Origin of the sequence: Bradyrhizobium sp. CCBAU 45389 (genome assembly GCF_028128625.1) — a bacterium.
In the GTDB taxonomy this organism is placed as follows: Bacteria; Pseudomonadota; Alphaproteobacteria; order Rhizobiales; family Xanthobacteraceae; genus Bradyrhizobium; species Bradyrhizobium liaoningense_B.
Genome location: NZ_LBIY01000002.1, coordinates 236,449 through 252,188, shown reverse-complemented (window position 1 = coordinate 252,188; position 15,740 = coordinate 236,449). Strand labels below are relative to the sequence as shown.

The window sequence follows — 15,740 nt, the reverse complement described above, 5'->3', positions numbered from 1 at the left end:
TGAGGACCTACTTCTGCTGCTGCGGCAGGAAGGTCGGGCCGACCGAGCGGATCGGCTTGTTCTCCGACGAGGTCGTGGGGGCTGCATCCGCGGGCGGTGTCGCGGCCGGTGCGGTGGCCGTCGTCGGCGCGGGCGCCGCGCCCTTCTTGGCATTGGCAGGCTGCGGCGCGCCCTTGTTGAGGCGCTGCTGCTGCATCTTCCTGGCGCTCTCCTCGGTGACGATGATGTCGCCCTGCTGCTCGGCGGCGGCCTTGTCGTCGGCCGATTTGAGCGCATCCGCCCAGGTCTGTCCGGCCGCCTTGCAGGAGCAGGACGGATTGAACTCGCTGCGGAATTTGAACGCGGTCGGCAGCGCCGTGTAGGGCTGGCCGCCGATGGAGACCGCCGAGTTCATGTCCTCGCCGGGATTGCGATGGGTGTAGAGCACGGCTTCCGCGGCGGGGCACAGCGCCTTGCAGGTCTTCTCGTCGTCGGGGAAGCGCGCCGGCACGGTGGCGAAGGAGATCGGGAAATAGGCGCCGTCGCAGGTGCGCACGCACACGGTGCGGAAGGTGCCGGATTGCGGGCCGAGGTCGGAGGGCGGCACGGCTTGCGGATTGTTCGGGTTGTTGCCGCCGAACAGGTTGCTCAGGAAGTTGCCGCCGCCTTGCGACTGCACGGCATTGGCATATTGCGGGCCGCAATTGTTCTGCGCCAGCGCCATCAGCACCGAGCGGCGCTGGTTGTCGCGCTCCGGGCTGAAGCCGCCGCCGCGCAGGCGTTCGAGATTGCCGGTGATCTGGTCCAGATTGGCGCGCATCTGCTGGATCTGGGTGTTGACCGGCCCGCACTGCGCCTGCTGGCCGTTGAACAGCGAGAAGAAGCCGGAGGAATCGCAGCCCATGCGCTTGGCCTGCATGGTGACGCGGTCGAGCTCGGCCTGCTGCTTGGCCTGGGAATCCTGGTAACGGCGGATCTGCTCTTCGCGCGCGGGATCACCACCGCCGCCGCCACGATCGAGCGCGGCGAGCTGGCCTTCCAGCCGGGCGCACATCGGATTTGGGCCGAGCCCGTTCTGGCCGGGCTGAGGCGGCGGGCCGGGCGGGCCGGCCTGCGCGAAAGCGCCATTGGCGAGCACGACGGTGCCGAGGAGCACGGTGCAGGCAAGTAGGGAGCGGGCACGGGAGAGAGACAAAAATTCAGGCATATCCGCCATTCTAGCGAGGTCACGGCCCAGCGTGACTTTCCAAGATGACTTGGGGGCCGAAGCGCGCCCTCCAATAGCCGCTTCCTGCGGCATCGTCACGTCGTTTCAGGGGGCCTAAGACTGGTCCTAAGGTCTGCCAGCTCCGAGGGAATTCAGCGCTGGCAGGTGATTGCGACATATTCGTCGCAACGGCCATGGGAGCAGTTTGCGCCGGTTTTGGGGACAGAGCCGGTAATTTCGTCTGGATCGACCCGGCGATAGCTTGATGCCTGGGCAAAATCCCGTGACTGGCAGTAGGTGCGCGCGACCTGCGCCCCGCATTTGTCGCCCCTGGCCAGGCACTGGTCGATGCCATAGCCGTCCGCCTGGTTGGCAATGATGAAGACGCGGGTCTCGGCGAATGCGCCGGATGCCGCGACGAGGGAGGCACAGGAGACGAGCGCGAACAGAAATCGCATGGGAATACCGGGGGCTGGAGACCGTCCGCTCTTAATAAACTCAAAAGGTTAAGGGGAATGGAACCATTGCGGCGGGCCGGCGGGCATTGCGGGGAGAACACGGCATTTTCGCGGCTCTCTTGACGTCAGGGGCCCTCGTGGCCCATATGTTCCCGCATGAACGGTCTCCTCGCCATTTGCATCATTTGCGAGATTACGAGCTAGCGATTCGCTGGCTGGAGCCGTCTTTTCTCAAACACATTGAGAGCACTGGACGCCCGGCCAACAGCCGACGGGTGTCCCTATGGAATTGCGCCTTTACGATACGCTGACGAAGGAAAAGCGCCCCTTCGTGCCGCTCGATGCGAAGAACGTCCGCATGTATGTCTGCGGACCGACGGTCTACGACTTCGCCCATATCGGCAATGCGCGGCCGGTGATCGTGTTCGACGTGCTGTTTCGGTTGCTCCGCCACACTTACGGTGAGGCGCATGTCAAATATGTCCGCAACATCACCGACGTCGACGACAAGATCAACGATCGCGCTGCGCGCGACTTTCCCGGCCTGCCGCTGAACGAGGCGATCCGCAAGGTCACCGAGCAGACCGGCAGGCAGTTTCACGCCGACGTGGATGCGCTTGGCGCACTCCGGCCGAGCGTCGAGCCGCGCGCGACCGAGCATATCGGCGAGATGCGCGAGATCATCGAAAGGCTCATTGCCGGCGGTTTTGCCTATGCCGCCGAGGACCACGTGCTGTTCTCGCCGCAGGCGATGAACGCGGCCAATGCCGGCCTGCCGCGCTACGGCGCGCTGTCCAATCGCTCGCTGGACGAGATGATCGCCGGTGCCCGCGTCGATGTTGCGCCTTACAAGAAGGGCAACACCGATTTCGTGCTGTGGAAGCCGTCCAAGCCGGGCGAGCCGTCATGGCCGTCGCCGGCCGGCATCAAGGCCGAGGGGCGTCCGGGCTGGCACATCGAGTGCTCGGCCATGGCCTGGAAGCATCTCGGCGAGCACTTCGACATCCATGGCGGCGGCATCGATCTCGTGTTTCCGCATCACGAGAACGAGGTCGCGCAGACCTGCTGCGCGTTCCACCAGCAGCGCATGGCGAACTACTGGATGCACAACGGCTTCCTGCAGGTCGAGAGTGAGAAGATGTCGAAGAGCCTCGGCAACTTCATCACGATCCACGAGCTGCTTCAGGACTGGCCGGGTGAGGTGCTGCGCCTCAACATGCTGAAGACGCATTACCGCTCGCCGATCGACTGGACCATGAAGTCGCTGGAGGAGAGCGCCAAGACGCTCGACGACTGGTATCGCGTCGCCGCCGACGTTGTGCCGGGCGAGCCGGCCGCATCCGTGGTCGAGCCGCTGCTCGACGATCTCAACACGCCGCTGGCGATCGCGGCGCTGCACGGCTTGCGCGGCGAAGCCGCTGCATTGTCGGGCTCGTTGCGGCTGCTGGGCTTCCTGTCGGAGAGTGCCGCGCAGTGGGAAAGCCGCAAGCAGCAGGCGAGCGGCGTCGATGCCGGGGAAGTCGAGCGGCTGATTGCCGAACGGACAGCCGCGCGTGCACGGAAAGACTTTAGGGAGTCCGACCGCATCCGCGATCTGCTCGCCGGGATGGGCGTTGCGATCAAGGACTCCAAGGACGGGACGACCTGGGAGATCGCGCGATGAAGCGGCCCGACACGCCGTTCCCGCGGCACTGGCTCTATTACATCGCGCTGAAGATCCTGCTGCTCGGCGCCGCGGTGGCGATCGTGCTGAAACTCTATGGGATGTGGTGAGTACGATGGGACAGACTTTGCCAAAGCCCGGCCTGCGGCCGTTTCTGCCCGATGACGTGTCGGTGCTCGCCGCCATCTTTACCGCCAGCATCGAACAGCTGACCGGCGATGACTACAGCGAGGCGCAGCAGCAGGCCTGGATGGAGGCGGCCGAGGACGAGGAGTTCGGCAAGCAGCTCGCGGCCGACCTGACGCTGATCGCGACGCTCGAGGGCTCGCCCGTCGGCTTCGCCTCGCTGCGCGGAGCCGATCATATCCGCATGCTCTACGTGCACCCGGCAGTGGCCGGGCAGGGCATCGCGACCATGCTGGTCGACGCGCTGGAGAAGCTCGCCGGTGGCCGGGGCGCCAAGAGCCTGACGGTCGATGCCAGCGATACCGCGGAGGGCTTCTTCGCCAAGCGCGGCTACGCCGCCCAGCAGCGCAACAGCGTCACCATCAATGACGAGTGGCTCGCCAACACCACCATGAAGAAGACGCTTGGAGCTGCGCCATGAGCAAGGAGCGTCTTTATCTGTTCGATACCACTTTGCGCGACGGGGCGCAGACCAACGGCGTCGATTTCACGCTGGCCGACAAGCAGGTCATCGCGGCGATGCTCGATGACCTCGGTATCGACTATGTCGAGGGCGGCTATCCCGGCGCCAATCCGCTCGACACCGAGTTCTTCGGCTCCAAGCCGAAGCTCAATCACGCACGCTTCACCGCCTTCGGCATGACGCGGCGGGCCGGGCGCTCGGTCTCCAACGATCCCGGTGTCGCGGGCCTTTTGGAAGCGAAAGCGGATGCGATCTGCTTCGTGGCGAAGTCGTCGGCCTATCAGGTGCGCGTCGCGCTGGAGACGACCAAGGAGGAAAACCTCGCCTCGATCCGCGACAGCGTCGCCGCCGCAAAGGCCGCGGGCCGCGAGGTCATGCTCGACTGCGAGCATTTTTTCGACGGCTACAAGGAAGACGTCGCATTTGCGCTCGCCTGCGCCAAGGCCGCTTATGAAGCCGGCGCGCGCTGGGTGGTGCTGTGTGACACCAATGGCGGCACCATGCCTGATGAGGTCGAGGCCATCGTCACCGAGGTGACCAAGCACATCCCCGGCGATCACGTCGGCATCCACGCCCATAACGACACCGAGCAGGCGGTGGCCAATTCGCTCGCCGCGGTGCGCGCGGGCGCGCGGCAGATCCAGGGCACGCTGAACGGTCTCGGCGAGCGCTGCGGCAACGCCAATCTCTGCTCGCTGATCCCGACGCTGAAATTGAAGAAGGGTTTTGCCGACGTTTTCGAGATCGGCGTCACGTCCGAGAAGCTGGCGACGCTTGTCAAAGTCTCGCGCACGCTCGACGACATGCTCAACCGCGTGCCGAACCGGCATGCGGCCTATGTCGGCGAGAGCGCCTTCGTCACCAAGACCGGCATCCATGCCTCCGCCGTGCTCAAGGACCCGCAGACCTATGAGCATGTGCTGCCGGAGCTGGTCGGCAATCATCGCAAGGTGCTGGTCTCCGACCAGGCCGGCCGCTCCAATGTCATCGCCGAGCTCGACCGGGCCGGGATTCCTTACGAGAAGAGCGATCCGAAGCTGACCCGTCTCGTTGAAGAGCTGAAGGAGCGCGAGGCACAGGGCTACGCCTATGAATCCGCCAACGCCTCTTTCGACCTCTTGGCGCGCCGCACGCTCGGCAAGGTGCCGCATTATTTCGAGGTCGAGCAGTTCGACGTCAATGTCGAGCAGCGCTACAACGCGCTCGGCGAGCGCGTCACCGTGGCGCTGGCCGTGGTCAAGGTCGACGTCGCCGGCGAGCACCTGATCTCGGCAGCCGAAGGCAACGGCCCTGTCAACGCGCTCGACGTCGCGCTGCGCAAGGATCTCGGCAAGTACCAGAAATACATCGAGGGGCTGACGCTGATCGACTACCGCGTGCGTATCCTCAACGGCGGCACCGGCGCGGTCACGCGCGTCCTGATCGAGAGCGAGGACGAGAACGGCGATCGCTGGACCACGGTCGGCGTGTCCCCGAACATCATCGACGCTTCGTTCCAGGCGCTGATGGATTCGGTGATCTACAAGCTCGTGAAGTCGGGCGCGCCGGCGTAAGCCCCACGACGGCTGTCATACCCCGCGAAAGCGGGGTATCCAGTACGCCGCGGCTTCTCGGTCGCTCTCTGGCGTCTCGGAATACTGGATCGCCCGGTCGAGCCGGGCGATGACAGTTGGGGTGAGGAGAGGGCAAGGCATGATCGACCACATCTCCGTCGGCGTCGGCGATCTCGATCGCGCCGCAAAGTTCTACGAGGCGACGCTCGCCACACTCGGCCTCACGCGTCTCGTCACGCGGCCTCGAACGGTGGGTTTCGGCAAGGCCTATCCGGAGTTCTGGATCAACTTGCGCGAGGGCATGCCGCGTGTCGGGCCTTCGAGCGGCGTGCACATCTGCCTGCGGGCGAAGACCACGGGCGAGATCGATGCGTTTCACGCCGCCGCTCTGTCCGCCGGCGGCGCGTCCGACGGCGCGCCGGGCATCCGTCCGCACGATCGCGTGCGCTATTACGCGGCCTTCGTCTTCGACCCCGATGGTAACCGGATCGAAGCGGTGACGTTTCCGAGCGAGTAGCGCATGATCCGGAAAAGTGTGAAGCGGTTTTCCGAAAAGATCATGCGCCAGCAAAAAAGCTCTTACAGCTTGCGCGCGACTTCCGGGGCGAGCTGTTTTTCCTCCTCGGCGATCTGCGCCGCGGCCGCTTTCAGCTTCGGCAGGATCTCCTCGACGCGATCGGCCTTGAGGATGTCGACCGTCAGGCCGGCGCGGATGAACTCGGTCTGGCGCATGTGCGACAGGAGCGAGAACAGCGGCTCCCAGAAATTGTCGATATTGGCGAGCAGCACCGGCTTGGCGTGACGGCCGAGCTGCTTCCAGGTCAGCTGCTCCACCAGCTCCTCCAGCGTGCCGACGCCGCCCGGCAGGGCCACGAAGGCGTCGGAGCGCTCGAACATCAGCCGCTTGCGCTCGTGCATGTCGGGGGTGACGATCATCTCCTGCACGCGGGTCAGCGCGTTCTCGCGCATCCGCAGGAATTCGGGGATGATGCCGGTGACGGTGCCGCCGTGATCCAGCACGGAGGTTGCGACCGAGCCCATCAGTCCGAGCGAGCCGCCGCCATAGACCAGGCGGATGTTGTTCTCGGCGAGGGCCTTGCCGAACGCCTTGGCGCCTTCGGTGAAGCGGGGATTGGTTCCGGGGCCGGAGCCGCAATAGACACAGACGGTTTTGATAGTGCTCATTGGTGCCATGATGCATTGCAGCGAAGAGGCGTCAAGCCCAATCGGTGATTCGGACTGCCCGGAAATCTACCGGTAAATGGCGAGAAACAATCGAAGATTCGCCATCTGGCGGGGTGCGCGGGCATCGGGAAGGCTCTATATGACAAGCGAAATTCGTTAATCGCAGCGACGCCCGCATCCGGCGGGCTTTCAGGTTTGTTGATGGACCAACCCCAATCGTTCGACGGCGCCGACGTTCCTGATCCTCCCGCCGGGGGACCACTGGAACGGGCCACGCTGATGGGCACGCTGGCGCATCTGTGGCCCTATATCTGGCCGGGTGACCGTTTCGACCTGAAGATGCGGGTGGTCTGGTCGCTGGTGCTGCTGCTCGCCGCCAAGCTGATCACGCTGGCCGTGCCGTTCAGCTTCAAATGGGCGACGGATGCGCTGACCGGCGCCAACACCGCGCCGGTCGCGGCCGACAATTGGCACCTCTGGGTGATCGCATCGCCGCTGCTGCTGACCGCGAGCTATGGCGCGATGCGCATCGTGATGGCAGTGCTGACGCAATGGCGCGACGGCATCTTCGCCCGCGTCGCCATGCACGCGGTGCGCAAGCTCGCCACCATCACCTTCGTTCACATGCACGAGCTGTCGCTGCGCTTCCACCTCGAGCGCAAGACCGGCGGCCTGACGCGCGTGCTCGAGCGCGGCCGCGAGGGCATCGAGGTCATCGTGCGCATGGTGATCCTGCAGCTGATCCCGACGATCGTTGAGGTCTCGCTCCTGATGGCCGTGCTGCTCTGGCAGTTCGACTGGCGCTATGTGGTTGCGACCCTGATCACCGTCGCGGTCTACATGTACTACACCTACATCGCGACCGAGTGGCGGATCGGCATCCGCCGCAAGATGAACGATTCCGACACCGAGGCGAACACCAAGGCGATCGACTCGCTGCTCAACTACGAGACCGTGAAATATTTCAGCGCCGAGGCGCGCGAGGCGCAGCGCTACGACAGGTCGGTGGAGCGTTACGAGGAGGCGAGCATCCGCACCTACACCTCGCTCGCGGTGCTCAACACCGGCCAGGCCGTGATCTTCACGATGGGACTGACCGCGACCATGCTGATGTGCGCGATCGGCGTACGCAACGGCACCAACACGGTCGGCGATTTCGTGCTGGTCAACGCCATGATGATCCAGCTCTACCAGCCCCTGAATTTCATGGGCATGGTCTATCGCGAGATCAAGCAGGCGATCATCGACATCGAGAAGATGTTCAACGTGATCGGCCGTGAGGCCGAGATCAAGGACGCGCCCGACGCGCAGCCGCTGGCCGTTTCCGCCGGCACGGTGCGGTTCGAGGACGTGCGCTTTGCCTATGAGCCGACGCGGCCGATCCTGAAAGGCATCAGCTTCGAGGTGCCAGCCGGCAAGACCGTCGCGATCGTCGGTCCCTCCGGTGCAGGCAAGTCGACCATCTCGCGCCTTCTGTTCCGCCTCTATGACGTTTCCGGTGGCAAGATCCTGATCGACGGCCAGGACATCCGCGAGGTCACGCAGGCCAGCTTGCGCGCTTCCATCGGCATGGTCCCGCAGGATACCGTGCTGTTCAACGACACCATCCGCTACAACATCCGCTATGGCCGTTGGGACGCCAGCGATGCCGAGGTCGAGGAGGCCGCGCGCCTCGCGCAGATCGACCATTTCATCCGCCTGGCGCCGAAGGGCTACGAGACCCAGGTCGGCGAGCGCGGCCTGAAACTGTCGGGCGGCGAGAAGCAGCGCGTCGCGATCGCGCGTACGGTGCTGAAGGCGCCGCCGATCCTGGTGCTTGATGAAGCGACCTCGGCGCTCGACACCCACACCGAGCACGAGATCCAGGGCGCGCTCGACCGCGTTGCCAAGAACCGCACCTCGCTGGTGATCGCACACCGGCTCTCGACCATCGTCGGTGCCGACGAGATCATCGTACTGGACCAGGGCCGCATTGCCGAACGCGGCACCCACGCCAGGCTGCTCGCGCTGGGGGGCCTTTACGCCAGCATGTGGAACAGGCAGCGCGAGGCCGAGGCGGCGCGCGAGAAGCTGGCCAAGATGGCCGATTCCAGCGAGGCGCCCAACCGGGAGCCGCCGCCGGTCGCCGACGCCCTGACGACGCCCGCGGCTGCGGAGTGATCTTGTCTCCGATCCCAACTCTGGCCTAAACAAGCCCGCGCGACGACCCGCGCCATCAACCCCAGGCGGCAGATAACGATGTCCATTCTCGATTCGATCCAGCGTCAGATCCCGCCGATCCACAAGGAGGGCTATCCCTTCATCGGAGCCTTTGCGCTGGCGAGCCTGATCCTGTTCTGGCTGTGGTCGCCTTTGGGATGGATCGGCACGATCCTGACCGTCTGGTGCGCGCTGTTCTTCCGCGACCCCGTGCGGGTGACGCCGGTGCGCGAGGGTCTCGTGGTGTCGCCGGCCGACGGCCGCGTCTCGATGATCACCATGGCGCTGCCGCCGGCCGAACTCGGCCTCGGCGACCGGCCGTTGCCGCGCATCTCGGTGTTCATGAGCGTGTTCAACTGCCACGTGAACCGCAGCCCGATCGCGGGCAGGGTGGACCGCATCGCCTACCGGCCCGGCCTGTTCATCAATGCCGAGCTCGACAAGGCGAGCGAGGACAATGAGCGCAACTCGCTGGTGATCTCGACGCCGACGGCGCGGATCGGCGTGGTGCAGATCGCAGGCCTCGTCGCCAAGCGCATCGTCTGTTTCGTCAGGGAAGGGCAGGCAATCGGCGCCGGCGAGCGCTTCGGCCTGATCCGCTTCGGCTCGCGGCTCGACGTCTACCTGCCTGTCGGCACCAAGGCGCTGGTCTCGGAAGGGCAGACCGCGATCGCCGGCGAGACCATTCTGGCCGACCTTGCCGGCGAGGACCCGAGCCGCGCCTTCCGCGCCAATTAACCAAAGTCGGTCCTTGCGGGCCTTCCGCCGCAATGGCGGAGGGGGACGGGGCTTGCTATATCTCGCCTCAGGATAAGGACGAGCCATGACGCCCTATGACGTGAGAGATCCCGATGTCCGCCGCCGGCGGTTCCGCCCCGTTCCGGTGCGGATGCTGGTGCCCAACGTCATCACCCTGCTGGCGATCTGCGCCGGCCTGACCTCGATCCGCCTGTCGATCGAGGGGCGGATGTCGCTGGCCGTCTACGCCATCGTGTTCGCGGCCGCGCTGGACGGTATCGACGGCCGCATCGCGCGCATGATCAAGGGCCAGTCCAAGTTCGGCGCCGAACTCGACAGCCTCGCCGACTTCGTCAATTTCGGCGTGGCGCCCGGCCTGATGCTGTATTTCTGGCAGCTGCACGAGCTCGGCAATGCCGGCTGGATCGCCGCCATGGTGTTCGCGATCTCCGGCGGCCTGCGTCTGGCGCGCTTCAACGCCACCATGGACGATCCGAACAAGCCGGCCTTCGCCGCCAATTTCTTCACCGGTGTGCCGGCACCCGCCGGCGCGATCACGGTGCTGCTGCCGATCTATGTCGCCTTCCTCGATCTCGGCCGGCTGCCCGCGGCGGTGACGGCGGCCTATACGCTGCTGATCGCCTTCCTGATGGTGTCGCGCCTGCCGGTGTTCTCCGGCAAGACCAAGCGCATGCGCGTGCCGCCCGAACTGGTGCTGCCGGCCTTCGTCGCGGTGATCGTCTTCATTGCACTGCTGATCGCCTATCCCTGGCACGTGCTGTCGATCGGCACGGTGCTGTATCTTCTCGCTCTGCCGCTCGGCTACAAATCCTATCGCGACCAGGCGCGCGCGATGGAAGCCACCACGCCGTCGGGAGGCGAGGTCCCGTCGCCGCCGTCGGCACCCACGCTGGCGAATTTGTCGGAGCCGCCGCACGACGAGGACCGACCCGGACGGCTGCACTGAGCGGCCACACGCGGATATCTGCCATGAGGCCCCCTGAGTTGGGTTGAGGCCTGATCTCGGCTATATCGCCCTGTGCCGGCGGCATCGCGTCAATCAGCCGCCAATCTGGGAGAGAACGCCGTGACTGATAAAGCGACCGGGCCGCTGCCCGCTTCCGTCCTCGAAGCGCTGGGCCGCTACGACACGCCGACGATCTGCAACGCCATGGAGATCGTGGCGCCCGAGCGCCGGCTGATCGGCTACACCACCAAGCAACTGGTCTGCCCGTTTCCCGACCTGCCGCCGATCGTCGGCTATGCCCGCACGGTCGCAATCCGATCGGTGCTGAAATCCTCGCTTGCACCTGAAGAGCAGTCGAAGCGCCGCATCGCGTACTACGAATATGTCGGCACCGGTCACGGTCCGCGCATCTCGGTGATCCAGGACATCGACGGTCCCGACGTTGGCTATGGCGCGTTCTGGGGCGAGGTGCAGAGCAACGTCCACAAGGCGCTCGGCTGTCTCGGTGTCATCACCGACGGCTCGATCCGCGACATTCCGCAATGGGCGCCGGGCTTCCAGGCGCTGGCCGGCTCGATCGGCCCGTCGCACGCCTGGGTGCACGCCGAGAGCTTTGGCGGCGAGGTGCGCGTCGCCGGCATGACCGTGAAGTCCGATGATCTGATCCACGCCGACCAGCACGGCGCGATCGTGATCCCGCTCGACGTCGCCGCAAAGCTGCCCGAGGCCGCCGAGCTCTGCGGCCGCCGCGAGACGCCGATCCTGGAGATTGCCCGCAGCCCCGACTTCTCGCTGGAGAAGCTGAAGGCCGCACTGAAGCGTTCGGCGGAGATCCACTGACTTGGTAATTGGGCGATCTACGGCCGCGACGCCGGCCGTGGATCGCCTTGTTCCGTCAGAAACAGGGCGGCCTGATCCGGCTCGCCGAGCACGGCGGCGGCGCATCCGATCAGGGTGAAGCCGCCGGCGAGATCCCACAGGGTGATGTCGTCTGCGCTGTCGGGGCTGTGAATCAAGCGCGCTGCGATCACGGCGAAGGCAGCCTCGATAAACAGCAGCACGCTGAACGCCGGCAGCACGAGTTCCGGCTCGAGCAGATGGAGCGCCAGCACCGCCGGTAACGCAGTGAGAAGGCTGAACAGCGTCAACATCGCGATGTCTCCCGCGATCGAGCATGCCGCACGGTTAGCAAATACCAAATGATCGATCGTCTCGACGTGGCGTAGGGCCGCAGCGTCGTTCCAGCGCGCCTGCTTATGGTTAGCGAAGTGTTGAGATTCCCGTCCCTGGACGGCAATCGCTGCGCGCAGCAGCGGGTCGCACACTGCCCCAGCTTAACCTTTACGCGGCTTTAAGGGCGGCGCTCTAGGGTTTCCGATGCGGTTCGGGGTTGGGCCGCGCCAGCGGCCAGGACGGCCGTTGTTGCGGACGCGTTGGAGTCTTCCATGGATATCATGACGGGCGTTGGGCTCACGGCGGGCATCATCGTCATCACGGCGATGATCTTCATGGGCGGCGACCTGCACATGTTCATCTCCGAACATGCGATGATCATCATCTTCGGCGGCTCGATCTCCGCGACCATGATCCGCTTTCCGCTCTCGGCGCTGCTGCACGGCCTTCCGCTCGGCGCCAAGTTCGCTTTCACCATGAGCCGGCTGTCGGCCCACGACCTCGTCGACGAGCTCGCCCGCATCGCCGAGATCGCCCGCAAGCAGGGCCCGGTGGGTCTCGAAAAGGTCGAGACCGACGAGCCCTTTCTCGCCAAGGGCATCCGCTACGTCGCCGACGGCTACGACCTCGACTTCATCCGCGACAATCTCGAGCGCGACCGCGACAACTTCCTGATGCACCTCGACGAGGGCAGCAAGATCTACCGCGCCATCGGCGACTGCGCCCCGGCCTTCGGCATGATCGGCACGCTGATCGGCATGGTGCAGATGTTCGCCAACATGACCGATCCTTCCAAGCTCGGCCCGTTCATGGCGACCGCGCTCCTGGCCACCCTGTACGGTGCGCTCGTCGCGAACCTGTTCTGTCTGCCGATCGCCGACAAGCTGCACGGCAAGCTGCTCGACGAAGAGACCAACCGCACCCTCATCATCGACGGCATCCTGATGATCCGCGACTCCAAGAGCCCGACCTTGGTGCGCGAAATGCTGCTGGCCTATCTGCCGGAGAAGCATCGCCACGCCGAGGGCGAGCCGGTGCCGGCGTAAGGCCGCTCCCCGGGATCAACAGAGATGGCCAAGAAGAAACGCGGCGATGCTCACGGCGGCGGTCACGGCTGGTTCGTGACCTTCGCCGATCTGATGGGCCTGATGATGAGCTTCTTCGTGATGCTCGTCGCGTTCTCGACCCAGGACGCCAACAAGCTGAAGATCGTCGCCGGCTCGATGCGCGACGCGTTCGGCGTGCAGAGCGAGGCGCGCTACGCCGGCATCGTCGAGTCCGACGGCCTGCCGACCCGTCCGCGGCTGAAGAACGTCGATCACATCCAGCCCGAGGATGCCTCCAACACGCCGACGCCGGACCAGGAGGACCGCGACCGCACGTCGGGCGCGAAGATCAAGGTCGACCGCAACTTCGCGCTGGCCGCGGCCTCGCTGCGGCAGGCGCTGCAGGACATGCCGGAACTGACCGAGATGTCCAAGCACATCATGTTCGAGGAGACCAAGCAGGGTCTTAACCTCGAGATCGTCGACCAGGACGGCCGCTCGATGTTCGCCGACGGCTCCAAGGTGCCCTATGACCGCACCCGCCGCCTGATCGAGAAGCTCGCGATCCCGCTGAAGGCGACGCCGCTTCGCGTCTCCATCGCCGGTCACACCGCGGCCGGATTCGTGCCGACGCGCAGCGATTACGGCGCCTTCGATCTGTCGGCCGACCGGGCCAATGCCGTGCGCCAGATTCTCGAGCGCGAGGGCCTGCCGGCCTCGCACATCTTCGCCGTCTCCGGCAAGGCAGACACCCAGCCGCTGTTTCCGGACGATCCATCGCTCGCCGCCAACCGGCGCGTCACCATCACGCTGATGCGCGAAGACCCGCCGCTGCCGCCGAATCTGAAGCCGTAATCCCCTTGCGCTACCATCTTACCTGAGGCATCTCGTCGCGCAGGCGACGGCGTGGCCGCGCCGTCACAGCATCCGGCTCCATGCCTGCTATGCTGCGCGGATTGACAGGCGCGCAGGAAGCGTCAAAAGGCGCCGGATCAAATTCAGGGACGAAGCGTTTTCCATCCTCATGGCGGCGAGCATCACACAGACCGAGACCCAGGAAGGGCCGGTCACCTCGGGTTTTTGGGCCCTTACGCTCGGGAGCATCGGCGTTGTCTTCGGCGATATCGGGACCTCGCCGCTCTACGCATTCCACGAGGCGATGAGGGGCGCGGCCCATGGCGAGCCGGTCTCGCGGGTCATGGTGCTCGGCGTGCTCTCGCTGATCCTCTGGGCGCTCTTTATCGTCGTCACCGCCAAATACGTCCTGCTCCTGCTGCGCGCCGACAATAACGGGGAGGGCGGCACGCTCTCGCTGATGGCACTCGGCCAGCGCGCGCTCGGGCGGCGAAGCTGGTTCCTGCTCGCCCTCGGTGTGGTCGGCGCCTCCATGTTCATCGGCGATTCCATGATCACGCCGGCAATTTCGGTGCTGTCGGCGGTCGAGGGTCTGAAGCTCGTGACCCCCGCCTTCGAGCACTATGTCGTACCGCTCACCGTCATCATCCTGGTGTTGCTGTTCGCGGTCCAGAGCAAGGGGACCGCGCTGGTGGCCTCGGCCTTCGGGCCGGTGATGGTGGTCTGGTTCACCGTTCTTGCGGTGATGGGCGCCGTCCACATCGCCGACGATCCGTCGGTGCTCGCGGCGATCAATCCCTATTACGCCCTGCAATTCCTGCTGTCGCACGGCACGATCGGTCTCGTGACGCTGGGCGCCGTGTTCCTCGCGGTCACCGGCGGCGAGGCGCTTTACGCCGATCTCGGCCATTTCGGCCGCAAGCCGATCCAGTCGGCCTGGATGTTCTTCGTGCTGCCCGCGCTGCTGATCAACTATTTCGGGCAGGGCGCGCTGGTGCTGTCCGATCCCAGCGCGATCGAGCATTCGTTCTACCGCATGGTGCCCGAGAGTCTGGTGCTGCCGCTGGTCGGACTTGCGACCGCGGCGACCGTGATCGCGAGTCAAGCGGTGATCACCGGCGCCTATTCGCTGGTCTATCAGGCGGTGCAACTTGGCCTCTTGCCGCGTTTCGAGGTGCGCTACACCTCCGAAACCCATGCCGGCCAGATCTATCTGCCGCGCGTGAACCGGCTGCTGCTGATTGGCGTGATGCTGCTGGTGCTGCTGTTTCACACCCCCAGCAATCTGGCTTCGGCCTACGGCATCGCCGTCTCCACCACCATGGTCGTCGACGGCATCATGGGCTTCGTCGTGATCTGGAAGCTGTGGAACTGGCGCGCCGCGACGGCGGCGGCGGTGATCGTGCCCTTCGTCGTCGTCGACATGAGCTTCTTCAGCGCCAATCTGCTCAAGCTGCTCGAAGGCGCGTGGGTCCCGCTGCTGTTCGGCGCGGCCATGGCCGGGACGATCTGGACCTGGCGCAAGGGGACCGGCATCCTGCTTCAGAAGACGCGCCGGATCGAGGTGCCGCTGGACGATCTGATCCGGAGCCTGGAGAAACGGCCGCCGCACATCGTCAAGGGCACCGCGGTGTTCCTGACCAGCGATCCTTCCTTCGTGCCGACCGCACTGCTGCACAATCTCAAGCACAACAAGGTGCTGCACGAGCACAACGTGATCCTGACCATCGAGACCGCGCATACGCCGCGGGTCGATCTGTCCGAGCGGTTCCGCATGGAGAAGATCAGCGACAAGTTCTCGAAAGTCCGCCTGCGCTTCGGCTACATGGAGCAGCCAAACGTGCCCAAGGCGCTGGCGATCGCACGCAAGCAGGGCTGGCAGTTCGACATCATGTCGACGTCGTTCTTCGTGTCACGAAGGTCGCTGAAAGCCTCGGCGCAGTCCGGCATGCCGCTGTGGCAGGACCATATCTTCATCGCGCTGAGCCGGTCGGCGAACGACGCCACCGATTACTTCCAGATTCCCACGGGGCGGGTGGTTGAAGTCGGGACTCAGGTCACCATCTAA

15 protein-coding genes are annotated in these 15,740 nt (G+C 65.2%); 11 read left to right on the top strand and 4 right to left on the bottom strand.

Annotation, left to right across the window (positions count from 1 at the left end; genetic code table 11):
- Positions 1 to 7 precede the first annotated feature (7 nt).
- Both XH79_RS01205 and XH79_RS01200 read right to left on the bottom strand, forming a co-directional pair.
- Positions 8 to 1,195 (bottom strand): DUF2865 domain-containing protein, encoded by a 1,188-nt coding sequence (locus XH79_RS01205; protein ID WP_271580342.1) that lies wholly within the window; start codon positions 1,193 to 1,195, stop codon positions 8 to 10.
- Positions 1,196 to 1,338: 143 nt separating this feature from the next.
- The gene (locus XH79_RS01200) at positions 1,339 to 1,644 is read right to left on the bottom strand and encodes a hypothetical protein (RefSeq protein WP_212338846.1); all 306 of its coding nucleotides are present in this window, start codon (positions 1,642 to 1,644) and stop codon (positions 1,339 to 1,341) included.
- A gap of 283 nt (positions 1,645 to 1,927) precedes the next feature.
- Here XH79_RS01200 and cysS point away from each other — a divergent pair, with 283 nt between their 5' ends.
- The 4 genes from cysS to XH79_RS01180 all read left to right on the top strand — a co-directional run bounded on the left by cysS (position 1,928) and on the right by XH79_RS01180 (position 6,026).
- Positions 1,928 to 3,307 (top strand): cysteine--tRNA ligase, encoded by a 1,380-nt coding sequence (gene cysS, locus XH79_RS01195; protein WP_271580341.1) that lies wholly within the window; start codon positions 1,928 to 1,930, stop codon positions 3,305 to 3,307.
- Positions 3,308 to 3,422: 115 nt separating this feature from the next.
- Positions 3,423 to 3,914 (top strand): GNAT family N-acetyltransferase, encoded by a 492-nt coding sequence (locus XH79_RS01190; RefSeq protein WP_271580340.1) that lies wholly within the window; start codon positions 3,423 to 3,425, stop codon positions 3,912 to 3,914.
- Entirely contained in the window at positions 3,911 to 5,509 is a 1,599-nt protein-coding gene (gene cimA / locus XH79_RS01185; protein WP_271580339.1) for a citramalate synthase, read from the top strand. The genes XH79_RS01190 and cimA overlap by 4 nt, the downstream gene beginning before the upstream one ends.
- A gap of 139 nt (positions 5,510 to 5,648) precedes the next feature.
- Entirely contained in the window at positions 5,649 to 6,026 is a 378-nt protein-coding gene (locus tag XH79_RS01180; RefSeq protein ID WP_271580338.1) for a VOC family protein, read from the top strand.
- A gap of 62 nt (positions 6,027 to 6,088) precedes the next feature.
- On the opposite strand, the gene XH79_RS01175 is transcribed toward XH79_RS01180, so the two are convergent.
- Entirely contained in the window at positions 6,089 to 6,694 is a 606-nt protein-coding gene (locus XH79_RS01175) for a TIGR00730 family Rossman fold protein (protein WP_212338851.1), read from the bottom strand.
- Positions 6,695 to 6,895: 201 nt separating this feature from the next.
- Here XH79_RS01175 and XH79_RS01170 point away from each other — a divergent pair, with 201 nt between their 5' ends.
- The 4 genes from XH79_RS01170 to XH79_RS01155 all read left to right on the top strand — a co-directional run bounded on the left by XH79_RS01170 (position 6,896) and on the right by XH79_RS01155 (position 11,438).
- Positions 6,896 to 8,854, top strand: coding sequence for an ABCB family ABC transporter ATP-binding protein/permease (locus tag XH79_RS01170; RefSeq protein ID WP_271580337.1), 1,959 nt, complete (start codon positions 6,896 to 6,898; stop codon positions 8,852 to 8,854).
- Positions 8,855 to 8,908: 54 nt separating this feature from the next.
- Entirely contained in the window at positions 8,909 to 9,631 is a 723-nt protein-coding gene (locus XH79_RS01165; protein WP_271580716.1) for a phosphatidylserine decarboxylase, read from the top strand.
- Positions 9,632 to 9,716: 85 nt separating this feature from the next.
- Positions 9,717 to 10,598, top strand: a complete 882-nt coding sequence (locus XH79_RS01160) for a CDP-alcohol phosphatidyltransferase family protein (protein WP_271580336.1) — start codon at positions 9,717 to 9,719, stop codon at positions 10,596 to 10,598.
- A 120-nt stretch (positions 10,599 to 10,718) separates the two neighbouring features.
- Positions 10,719 to 11,438 carry an RraA family protein gene (locus XH79_RS01155; RefSeq protein ID WP_271580335.1) on the top strand — a complete coding sequence of 240 codons (720 nt, stop codon included), beginning with the start codon at positions 10,719 to 10,721 and terminating at the stop codon, positions 11,436 to 11,438.
- Between the two features lie 17 nt (positions 11,439 to 11,455).
- Here the strand turns inward: XH79_RS01155 and XH79_RS01150 are convergent, their stop codons facing one another.
- Positions 11,456 to 11,923: a hypothetical protein gene (locus XH79_RS01150; protein WP_271580334.1), complete on the bottom strand. Its 468-nt coding sequence runs from the start codon at positions 11,921 to 11,923 to the stop codon at positions 11,456 to 11,458.
- 120 nt (positions 11,924 to 12,043) lie between these two features.
- Here XH79_RS01150 and XH79_RS01145 point away from each other — a divergent pair, with 120 nt between their 5' ends.
- From XH79_RS01145 to XH79_RS01135, 3 genes are all read left to right on the top strand, one after another.
- On the top strand, positions 12,044 to 12,817 hold the full coding sequence (locus XH79_RS01145; protein ID WP_018645542.1) for a motility protein A: 774 nt from the start codon (positions 12,044 to 12,046) through the stop codon (positions 12,815 to 12,817).
- A 24-nt stretch (positions 12,818 to 12,841) separates the two neighbouring features.
- Positions 12,842 to 13,672 carry an OmpA/MotB family protein gene (locus tag XH79_RS01140; RefSeq protein WP_212338861.1) on the top strand — a complete coding sequence of 277 codons (831 nt, stop codon included), beginning with the start codon at positions 12,842 to 12,844 and terminating at the stop codon, positions 13,670 to 13,672.
- 169 nt (positions 13,673 to 13,841) lie between these two features.
- Entirely contained in the window at positions 13,842 to 15,740 is a 1,899-nt protein-coding gene (locus XH79_RS01135; RefSeq protein WP_271580333.1) for a potassium transporter Kup, read from the top strand.

Coding starts and splice junctions, on each gene's coding strand:
- XH79_RS01175 (WP_212338851.1), bottom strand. CDS start 6,694: ATGAGCACTATCAAAACCGTCTGTGTCTATTGCGGCTCCGGCCCCGGA.
- XH79_RS01140 (WP_212338861.1), top strand. CDS start 12,842: ATGGCCAAGAAGAAACGCGGCGATGCTCACGGCGGCGGTCACGGCTGG.
- XH79_RS01145 (WP_018645542.1), top strand. CDS start 12,044: ATGGATATCATGACGGGCGTTGGGCTCACGGCGGGCATCATCGTCATC.
- XH79_RS01200 (WP_212338846.1), bottom strand. CDS start 1,644: ATGCGATTTCTGTTCGCGCTCGTCTCCTGTGCCTCCCTCGTCGCGGCA.
- cysS (WP_271580341.1), top strand. CDS start 1,928: ATGGAATTGCGCCTTTACGATACGCTGACGAAGGAAAAGCGCCCCTTC.
- XH79_RS01160 (WP_271580336.1), top strand. CDS start 9,717: ATGACGCCCTATGACGTGAGAGATCCCGATGTCCGCCGCCGGCGGTTC.
- XH79_RS01190 (WP_271580340.1), top strand. CDS start 3,423: ATGGGACAGACTTTGCCAAAGCCCGGCCTGCGGCCGTTTCTGCCCGAT.
- cimA (WP_271580339.1), top strand. CDS start 3,911: ATGAGCAAGGAGCGTCTTTATCTGTTCGATACCACTTTGCGCGACGGG.
- XH79_RS01135 (WP_271580333.1), top strand. CDS start 13,842: ATGGCGGCGAGCATCACACAGACCGAGACCCAGGAAGGGCCGGTCACC.
- XH79_RS01180 (WP_271580338.1), top strand. CDS start 5,649: ATGATCGACCACATCTCCGTCGGCGTCGGCGATCTCGATCGCGCCGCA.
- XH79_RS01205 (WP_271580342.1), bottom strand. CDS start 1,195: ATGGCGGATATGCCTGAATTTTTGTCTCTCTCCCGTGCCCGCTCCCTA.
- XH79_RS01170 (WP_271580337.1), top strand. CDS start 6,896: ATGGACCAACCCCAATCGTTCGACGGCGCCGACGTTCCTGATCCTCCC.